Genomic DNA, 9191 nt, shown 5'->3' on the forward strand with positions numbered 1-9191 from the left:
CAGAGCGCCTCGAACCTGACAGGGTTCAGGCGGATTCAGCGTGTTTACCGTGTCAGTGCATATGCCTGGCACGCATCGCGGAAGGCCTGGAACAGCTTCAGCGACTCGGGGTTTTCGCTGAACCGCCATTCCGGGTGCCACTGCACGCCGATCAGGAAACCAGGCGAATTCGCTATCGATACCGCCTCTACCAGGCCATCCGGTGCCTGAGCCTCGATGCGCAGGCTGTCAGCCAGGCGATCGATGCCCTGGCTGTGCAGGGAGTTGACCTGAAACTGCGCCGGCAAGCCGATACGCTCGAACGCCCCGCCCGGCTGCACGGTTACCGCGTGCTGCGCTGCGTACTGCTCGGCAACCGACTCGCGCTGCGGCTCACGATGATCCAGATAGCCCGGCAACTCCTGGACACGCTGGTGCAGGGTGCCACCCAGCGTCACGTTGAGCTCCTGGAAGCCCCGGCAGATGCAGAACACCGGTACGCCCTTCTCGATGGCCAGACGCAGCAACGGCAAGGTATTGGCGTCGCGACGTGGATCGTGCTGAGTGCCTTCCAGGCTAGGCGTGCCCTGGTAATGACGCGGCTCGACGTTGGAGGGCGAGCCGGTGAACAGGATGCCATCCAACTGATCGAGCAACTGATGCGGATCACTCGGCGTGCTGCGCGCAGGCAATACCAGCGGCAGGCCAGCGTAAGCCGCCGCCTCGACGTATTTATCGCCTACGGTGTGCGAATCGTATTTACCAAGTTGCTGCCGGCAGGCAGTAACGCCGATCAGGGGCATGCGGGTCATGGTTTTTTCTCCGGAAAAGCCTGCCAGCGGCTCACGCCGGCAGGCACAGCATCAGATACCGAGGCGATCACGCAACTGGTAGTAAACGGCGCCCAGGGCCGTGAACGGCACCCGCAGCAACTGCCCGCCAGGGAACGGGTAATGCGGCAGCTCGGCAAAAGCGTCGAAGCGCTCGGCCTGGCCGCGCAGTGCCTCGGCCAGTACCTTGCCGGCCAGGTGCGTATAGGTCACGCCATGGCCACTGCAACCCTGGGAGTAGTAGATGTTGTCGCCGATACGACCGACCTGCGGCAGGCGCGACAGGGTCAGCAGGAAGTTGCCCGTCCAGGTGTAATCGATCTTTACGTCCTTGAGCTGCGGGAAGGTCTTGAGCAGCTTGGGTCGGATGATCGCTTCGATGTCCGCCGGGTCACGGGCGCCGTAGACCACGCCGCCGCCGTAGATCAGGCGCTTGTCGGCGCTCAGGCGGTAATAGTCGAGCAGGTAGTTGCAGTCTTCCACGCAATAATCCTGCGGCAACAGGCTATGGGCCAGCTCGTCCGACAGCGGCTCGGTGGTCAGTACCTGAGTACCGCAGGGCATCGATTTAGCTGCCAGTTCCGGCATCAAGCCGCCCAGGTAGGCGTTGCCCGCCACCACCACGAACTTGGCCTTCACCTGCCCGTTCGGCGTGTGCACCACCGGCTGCGGGCCACGGTCGATGCGGGTCGCCGGGCTCTGCTCGTAGATCGCACCGCCCAGGGAGGCCACCGCAGCGGCTTCCCCCAGAGCCAGGTTGAGCGGATGGATATGACCGCCGCTCATGTCCAGCATGCCGCCGACATAACGGTCGGTGCCGACCACTTCGCGGATGCGCCGCTCGTCCATCAGCTCCAGCTGGGTATGGCCGTAGCGCTCCCACAGCTTCTTCTGAGACTCGAGATGGCCCAACTGCTTCGGGGTGATGGCAGCGAATACGCCACCGTCCTTCAGATCGCACTGGATGTTGTACTTGGCGACCCGCTCACGAATGATGCGCCCGCCTTCGAAGGCCATCTCGCCGAGCAGTTGTGCCTGACGCGCGCCGACCTGACGTTCGATGACGTCGATGTCGCGGCTGTAACTGTTGACGATCTGCCCGCCGTTGCGCCCCGAGGCGCCGAAGCCGACCTTGGCAGCTTCCAGCACGGTGACGCGAAAGCCATGCTCGAGCAGGAACAGCGCCGTGGACAGCCCGGTATAACCGGCGCCGATGACGCAGACATCGGTCTCGACGGATTCGCCGAGCATGGGGTAATCGACTCGCGGATTGCGCGAGGCGGCGTAGTAACTATCGACGTGTTGAGTCATGCGAAACTCCCTAAAACCATCAAAGCGCGCAATCGTGATGAAGCCGGCTGCCGGCCTGCCGCACTAGCGTCGGCAAGAGACAAGCGGTTTCTAGTTCGGTGTACTTGGCTAAGGCCGCGCGGCCGTCAGCGTCGTGGCAAGCCCCGTCGTAAAGGCCGGGGCTGGCATACAGGCGGCGCGACGTTAGCAGCCGGTGAGGCTGCGCCGCTCCGTCAGACCGTATGCAGGTACCAGTTGTATTCGAGGTCGGAAATGGTCGTCTCGAACTCGTGCATTTCCGCTTCCTTACAGGCGACGAAAATGTCGATGTACTCCGGGCGGATGTACTTGTTCATCACTTCGCTGTCGTCGAGCTGGCGCAAGGCGTCACGCAGGTTGTTCGGCAGGCTCTGTTCCAACTGCTCGTAGGAGTTGCCCTCGATCGGCTCACCCGGCTCCAACTGGTTGGTCAGGCCGTGGTGAATACCGGCGAGGATCGACGCCATCATCAGGTACGGGTTGGCATCGGCGCCTGCTACGCGGTGCTCGATACGGATGGCATCGCTGCTGCCGGTCGGCACGCGTACCGCCACGGTACGGTTGTCCAGGCCCCAGCTCGGCGCGTTGGGCACGTAGAACTGCGCACCAAAACGGCGATACGAGTTGACGTTCGGGCACAGGAAGGCCATCGAAGCAGGCATGGTTTCCAGGATGCCGGCGATGGCATGGCGCAGCGGGGCGTGCTGCTCCGGGTCTTCGGTGGCGAAGATGTTCTGGCCGGTCTTCTTGTCCAGCAGCGAGATGTGCACGTGCAGACCGTTACCCGCCTGGCCCGGATAGGGCTTGGCCATGAAGGTCGAGTCCATCTCGTGGTCGTAGGCGATGTTCTTGATCAGGCGCTTGAGCAGCACAGCGTAGTCGCAGGCCTTGATGGCGTCTTCGACGTGGTGCAGGTTGACCTCGAACTGCGCCGGGGCACTTTCCTTGACGATGGCGTCGGCCGGCAAGTCTTGCTCCTTGGCGGCTTCGAGCATGTCCTGCAGGCAGTCGACGTACTCGTCGAGATCGTCGATCAGGTAGACCTGCGTGGAGATCGGGCGCTTGCCGGAGATCGGCGAACGCGGCGGCTGCGGACGGCCGTTCACGTTCTCTTGGTCGATCAAGTAGAACTCCAGTTCGAAGGCGGCACAGATGGTCAGGCCCAGCTCGTCGAACTTCTCCACCACTTGGCGTAGCACTTCGCGAGGGTCAGCGAAGAACGGCTTGCCATCCAGCTCGTGCATGGTCATCAGCAATTGCGCGGTTGGGCGCTTCTGCCAAGGCTCCTTGCACAGGGTATCGGGGATTGGGTAGCAGATGCGGTCGGAGTCGCCGATATCCAGACCAAGGCCGGTGCTTTCTACGGTCGAACCGTTGATGTCCAGCGCGAACAGCGACGCGGGCAGATTGATGCCCTTTTCATAGACCTTGTGCAGGCTGGCGCGCTCAACACGCTTGCCGCGCACGATGCCATTCATGTCGGTGATCAGCAGGTCGACGTACTGGATCTCCGGGTGATCCTTGAGAAAGGTGTTCGCCTCGTTGAGCTGGACGACACGGGGGGTAACCGAAGTCATGGGACGCATTCCTTTTGGCTCGGCGCGCCCGCGGAAGATATCTCACGAGCCTGGCGCCTCTTTATTCTGAGTATCCGCAGCGCGGATTTGATTCAAGGCAACGGTCTGAGTATAAGTGGGCGATTACGCAACCGATACTGGCATTTAGACAATTCATGATTGCATCAACGCAATATGAGATCAGCCATGCCGATCTTGCCCTGGTACTCGCTCTGATACGCGGGCGCTCTCTAGCGCGGGCCGCAGAACAATTGCATGTGGACGTTTCCACGGTGTTTCGCGCCATCCGTAAATTGGAGGCCAGCCTCGGGGTTGCACTGTTCGAAAAAAGCCGCCGTGGTTATATGCCGACACAAAGCGCTCAGGCGCTGGCCGAGCAGGCCGAGCGCGCTGAACAAGCTCTGGATGCGGCGCGCATCGCCTTGCAACACGGTGAGAAAGTCATCAGTGGCACCGTGCGCCTGACCTGCACCGACGCGGTGCTGCAAAACTTACTACTGCCCAGCCTGGCCGAACTGATGCCACGCTACCCGGCGTTGTCTGTGGAGCTGACGACCACCAACACCTTCGCCAACCTCAGCCGCCGCGACGCCGACATTGCCCTGCGCCTGTCCAACACTCCCCCCGAGCACCTGGTCGGCCGACATCTGGGGCACACCGCCTACTACATCTGCGGTCGCCCCGAATACCGCGAACTCTTCCTGCAAGCGCCCACTGCGCTGCCGTGGATCACCCCGGACGACTCCATGTCCGACCACATCACCGTGGCTTGGCGGCATCAGGCTCACCCCAGCCTGATGCCGCGCTACCGCTGTAGCAGCATGTCGGCGCTGGCCACACTGGTGCAAGCCGGCCTCGGCGTTGCCGCCCTGCCCGACTTCATGGCTCACAGCCTGGATGGCGTGGAACGCCTGAGCGACGCGTTGGTCGATTGCAATACTGACCTGTGGCTACTGACCCGCCCCGATTGCCTGGCCCTGCGCTCGGTACAAACGCTGTTCGATGAGCTCACGCCGCTGCTGCGCGCCCGTCTCAATAGCCGATAAGCCCGCATCCGTAGCCTGGGTGTAGCGCAGCGATACCCGGGAAAGCCTTGGCTCGCCCCAGGCGACGAAACCGCATGCCTGCTTGCTCGTTCCCACGCTCCGCGTGGTGACCAGACACGGGCGCTCCGCCCCCTGCGCGCCTGCCAGGAAAACCGCACGAAGAGCGTCCTGCCAAGGCATTCCCACCTCGTGCGTAAATAAGCATCGGTGGAGGATCAGGACAGAGCGCAGCAGGATTGTGCAATCGACAATCGAGCGTCCGGCGCTACGCTTATCATCCCCCGCGGCCAACGCAGCCGCATTGCAAACGATAGGAATTGCCCATGACCACCATTCTCGGCTACGCCGCCCAGGACTCCAGCAAACCTCTCGCGCCCCATCGCTTTCAGCGTCGCGCCGTCGGTACCCACGACGTGCAGATCGACATTCTCTACTGCGGCGTCTGCCACTCCGACCTGCACACAGCGCGCAACGAGTGGAAGAACACCCTCTACCCGTCAGTACCGGGCCACGAGATCGTCGGCAAGGTCACCGCAGTGGGCAGCGCCGTAACGACCTTCAAGGTCGGTGATCTGGCTGGCGTCGGCTGCATGGTCGACAGCTGCCAGAGCTGCCCATCCTGCTCCGAAGGGCTGGAGCAATATTGCGAGAGCGGTTTCACCGGCACCTACAACGGCCCGGTATTCGGTGGCGAAAACACCTTTGGTGGCTACTCCGACAACATCGTCGTCGACCAGAAATTCGTCCTGCGCATTAGCCACACCGACAACCTGGCCGCCGTCGCACCGCTGCTGTGCGCAGGCATCACCACCTACTCGCCGCTGCGCCAGTGGAATGTCCAGCCCGGTGACAAAGTCGGCGTGGTCGGCCTTGGTGGCCTTGGCCACATGGCCGTCAAAATCGCCGCCGCCATGGGCGCTCACGTGGTGCTGTTCACCACCTCGCCGAACAAGCGTGAAGACGCCCTACGCCTCGGCGCGGCCGAAGTGGTGGTATCGAAGAATGCCGACGAGATGGCCGCCCACGCCAACAGCTTCGACTTCATCCTCAACACCGTTGCCGCGCCGCACAACCTGGACGCCTTCCTCGGGCTGCTCAAGCGCGACGCCACCATGACCCTGGTCGGCGCACCGGACTCACCGCACCCGTCGCCGGAAGTATTCGGGCTGATCTTCAAGCGCCGCCGCCTGGCCGGCTCGCTGATCGGCGGCATCGCCGAGACCCAGGAGATGCTGGATTTCTGCGCCGAGCACGGCATCGTTTCGGAAATCGAGATGATCGATATCCAGAACATCAACGAAGCCTACGAGCGCATGCTCAAGAGTGACGTGAAATACCGCTTCGTGATCGACATGGCCTCCCTGGCCAAGGACGAGCACGCCGCGTAACGCAGGCCAATCGTCACCCGCGACCGGCCCGGTTTCGCCCTCGCGAACCGGGCCGGTCGCGTTTCTGCGGTATGCCTGCGCTTAGCCAAGGCGTTTACCAGGCGAACCTCGCAGACGGTCGGGCGGTCACACGCTGACGCCCCATCAACTCGAGGAGCATTCGATGTCCAAACGCACTCTCGGTCAGTCCGGCCTCCAGGTTTCGCCCATCGCCTTCGGTGGCAACGTATTCGGCTGGACGCTGGACGAAGCGCAGTCCTTCGCCATGCTCGACGCCATCGTCGACAACGGCCTGGACTTCATCGACACCGCCGACATGTACTCGGCCTGGGCCCCCGGCCACCAGGGCGGCGAGTCGGAAAGCATCATCGGCAAATGGTTGAAACGCAGCGGCAAGCGCGAACGTATCGTGCTGGCGACCAAGGTCGGGATGGAAATGGGCCACGGCGGCAAAGGCCTCAAGGCGGACTACATCCAGAAAGCCGTGGAGGACTCGCTCAAACGCCTGCAGACCGACTACATCGACCTGTATCAGGCCCATCAGGACGATGCCGACACCCCTCTGGAAGAAACCCTGGGCGCCTTCTCCCGCCTGATCAAGCAAGGCAAGGTGCGGGTAATCGGCGCTTCCAACTACAGCGGCGAGCGCTTGCGCGAAGCGCATCAGGTGGCGCAGCGCCTGGGCGTGCCGAGCTACCAGAGCCTGCAGCCGCACTACAACCTGCACGAGCGCAAGACCTATGAAGAGGAGCTGGAGTCGGTGGTGCAGGAACTCGGCATCGGGGTGATCAGCTACTTTTCCCTGGCCAGCGGCTTTCTCACCGGCAAATACCGCACCCGCGACGATATCGCTGGCGCCCGCGCCGACATGGTCAAGGGCTACATGGACGAACGCGGCGTCACCATCCTCTCCGCGCTCGATGAAGTCGCCGCAGCCCGTGACGCGACGCCGGCCCAGGTCGCCCTCGCCTGGCTGATCGCCCGTCCGAGCATCACCGCGCCCATCGCCAGTGCCACGTCGAGCCGGCAGCTGGCCGATCTGGTCGCCGCCACCCGCCTGCACTTGAGCGCCGACGAAGTGACCATGCTCAACCAGGCCAGCGCGTACTGAGGCAATAAAGTAAACGCGCCCTTGCCGTAGGATGGCGTCGAGCGAAGCGATACCCATCAAGGGCTAATCGCAAGGCCCCACAGGTTAGCGCCTGAAATTGTGATTCGCTTCCGCCGAACGGCTTTTGATGGCTATGTGCTATGTGGTTTAATTCGCGGCCTTAAACGACGTTCTTCTTTCAGGGATGAAACTATGGTCTTCCGCAATGGATCTGCGGTGGTATGCCTCTGCCTGTCCAGCTGGTCGCTCCCCGTATCGGCACAGACGCCTCCCATCGATCTGCCCGCGAACCGACCCACGCCGCTGACGCAGGATCTGATCCGCGACCGTCAGGAGCGCCTGCTGGACGAGCAGCAGCAGCGCCTGCAGGAGTTGCAGCAGTTACCCGGCAAGCGCGCCGAGTTGACTGTGCCACCGGTTGCCAAAGACGAGCGCTGCTTCGCCATCGATCAAATCGAGATATCGGGCGCCAGCCTGCTGTCCGAGGCTGACCGCAGCAGCATTCTCGCTCCGTTCGCAGACAAGTGCCTGGGCGTCAGCCAGCTCAACGAACTGCTCAAGGCGATCACCAACCATTACGTTGATCGCGGTTACGTCACCACCCGGGCCTACTTACCGCAGCAGGATCTGTCGGCCCGTACCTTGAAGATCACCGTGGTCGAAGGCCGCCTCGAAGGCCTCGACAGCTCCGCCCTGGCCAGCGACCGCGAACTGGCGATGAGCTTTCCTGGCGAAGCGGGCGAGATCCTCAACCTACGCGAGCTGGAGCAACTGGTCGACAACCTCAACCGCCTGCCGTCGCGTCCGGCCCAGTTGGAACTGGTTCCCGGCCAGCAGGTGGGCGGCAGCCGGGTAGGCCTCAAAGGCGAGCGCAGCAAGCCCTGGCACGCCAACATCAATCGCCACAACGATGGCCAGCGCAGCACCGGTGAGCAGCAGTGGGGCCTGGGCCTGACTTGGGACAGCCCGCTGGGCCTGGCCGATCAATTGAGCCTGCGCGCCAGCCGCGATGCAGTCAGCGACAGCTACCGCCACTCCCATGCGCAGAGCCTGTCCTACAGCATCCCCTATGGTTGGTGGCGCATGGACTACAGCTACAGCCAGAGTTACTACCGCACCCTGGGCCAGAGCAATGGCTTTCCCTTCGAGACCGATGGCGACAGCCAGCAGCATGCCCTGCGCGCCGAGCGCGTGCTGCACCGTGACAGCGTCAGCAAGACTGCCTTCAACACCGGCATAAGCCATGTGCGTACCAACAACTTCATCCTCGGCAACCGCATCGATCCGTCGAGCAATCGCTTAAGCGAATGGCAACTGGGTTTCAATCATGGCCGACGTGTTGGCACTGCCTTCGTCAACGCCGATATCGGCTGGCAGCGTGGCATCGGCGCCCTGGATGCGCAGAACAACGGTGATCCGCGCGGTGACGCACCCGTGGCGCGCTACAACAAATACAGCCTGACCCTCAGCTACCTGCAGCCTTTCAGCCTGTGGGGCGAGCGCTTCAGTTTCGACAGCCTGGCCACCGGCCAGAAAAGTGAAGACGTACTGTTTAGCTCGCAACGCATCAGCATTGGCGGGCTCAACTCGGTACGTGGCTTCAAGGATCAGTCCCTGTCGGGCGACAGCGGCGGTTACTGGCGCAACCAGTTGCGCTGAGCCCGCCCCGTCACCTGGGCACCGCTGCAACCCTTCGTGCAGCAATACGGTATGGCGCTGGCCTACGACGTTGGCGTTATCCAGCGCGGCGAGCACAACGGCCTCGCCAGCGGCCGCATGAGCGGCAACGCCGTGGAGTTCAGCGCCCGTGGTGAGCACCTGGCCGCCGCCGTGACCTTCGCCCATTCCCTGGAACGCCCCGATGTGATCACCGAGCGCGAGCGCCCGGTGTACTTCCGCCTCGACCTGTTCTTCTGACTTCTAATTCGTTT

The 9191-nt window shown here is 62.9% G+C and carries 6 protein-coding genes and 1 pseudogene; 4 read left to right on the top strand and 3 right to left on the bottom strand.

Translation table 11 applies throughout. The features are described 5' to 3' along the window. Window positions 1-44: 44 nt before the first annotated feature. The 3 genes from ACZ0AI_RS10570 to ACZ0AI_RS10580 all read right to left on the bottom strand — a co-directional run bounded on the left by ACZ0AI_RS10570 (window position 45) and on the right by ACZ0AI_RS10580 (window position 3715). Entirely contained in the window at window positions 45-791 is a 747-nt protein-coding gene (locus tag ACZ0AI_RS10570; protein ID WP_463565707.1) for a gamma-glutamyl-gamma-aminobutyrate hydrolase family protein, read from the bottom strand. Window positions 792-842: 51 nt separating this feature from the next. Next, window positions 843-2120 carry an NAD(P)/FAD-dependent oxidoreductase gene (locus ACZ0AI_RS10575; RefSeq protein ID WP_463565708.1) on the bottom strand — a complete coding sequence of 426 codons (1278 nt, stop codon included), beginning with the start codon at window positions 2118-2120 and terminating at the stop codon, window positions 843-845. Between the two features lie 212 nt (window positions 2121-2332). After that, on the bottom strand, window positions 2333-3715 hold the full coding sequence (locus ACZ0AI_RS10580; protein WP_225834220.1) for a glutamine synthetase family protein: 1383 nt from the start codon (window positions 3713-3715) through the stop codon (window positions 2333-2335). A gap of 155 nt (window positions 3716-3870) precedes the next feature. Here ACZ0AI_RS10580 and ACZ0AI_RS10585 point away from each other — a divergent pair, with 155 nt between their 5' ends. The 4 genes and pseudogenes from ACZ0AI_RS10585 (at window position 3871) to ACZ0AI_RS10600 (ending at window position 9177) form a co-directional block, all read left to right on the top strand. Then, the gene (locus ACZ0AI_RS10585; protein ID WP_463565709.1) at window positions 3871-4761 is read left to right on the top strand and encodes a LysR family transcriptional regulator; all 891 of its coding nucleotides are present in this window, start codon (window positions 3871-3873) and stop codon (window positions 4759-4761) included. A 323-nt stretch (window positions 4762-5084) separates the two neighbouring features. Continuing rightward, window positions 5085-6149, top strand: a complete 1065-nt coding sequence (locus ACZ0AI_RS10590) for an NAD(P)-dependent alcohol dehydrogenase (RefSeq protein ID WP_463565710.1) — start codon at window positions 5085-5087, stop codon at window positions 6147-6149. Between the two features lie 163 nt (window positions 6150-6312). Beyond that, entirely contained in the window at window positions 6313-7260 is a 948-nt protein-coding gene (locus tag ACZ0AI_RS10595; protein ID WP_463565711.1) for an aldo/keto reductase, read from the top strand. A 192-nt stretch (window positions 7261-7452) separates the two neighbouring features. After that, window positions 7453-9177 (top strand): annotated as a pseudogene (locus tag ACZ0AI_RS10600) (ShlB/FhaC/HecB family hemolysin secretion/activation protein). The last annotated feature ends 14 nt before the right edge of the window (window positions 9178-9191 follow it).

It is taken from the genome of Pseudomonas sp. AC355, assembly GCF_979258205.1.

Coding starts and splice junctions, on each gene's coding strand:
- ACZ0AI_RS10570 (WP_463565707.1), bottom strand. CDS start 791: ATGACCCGCATGCCCCTGATCGGCGTTACTGCCTGCCGGCAGCAACTT.
- ACZ0AI_RS10575 (WP_463565708.1), bottom strand. CDS start 2,120: ATGACTCAACACGTCGATAGTTACTACGCCGCCTCGCGCAATCCGCGA.
- ACZ0AI_RS10580 (WP_225834220.1), bottom strand. CDS start 3,715: ATGACTTCGGTTACCCCCCGTGTCGTCCAGCTCAACGAGGCGAACACC.
- ACZ0AI_RS10585 (WP_463565709.1), top strand. CDS start 3,871: ATGATTGCATCAACGCAATATGAGATCAGCCATGCCGATCTTGCCCTG.
- ACZ0AI_RS10590 (WP_463565710.1), top strand. CDS start 5,085: ATGACCACCATTCTCGGCTACGCCGCCCAGGACTCCAGCAAACCTCTC.
- ACZ0AI_RS10595 (WP_463565711.1), top strand. CDS start 6,313: ATGTCCAAACGCACTCTCGGTCAGTCCGGCCTCCAGGTTTCGCCCATC.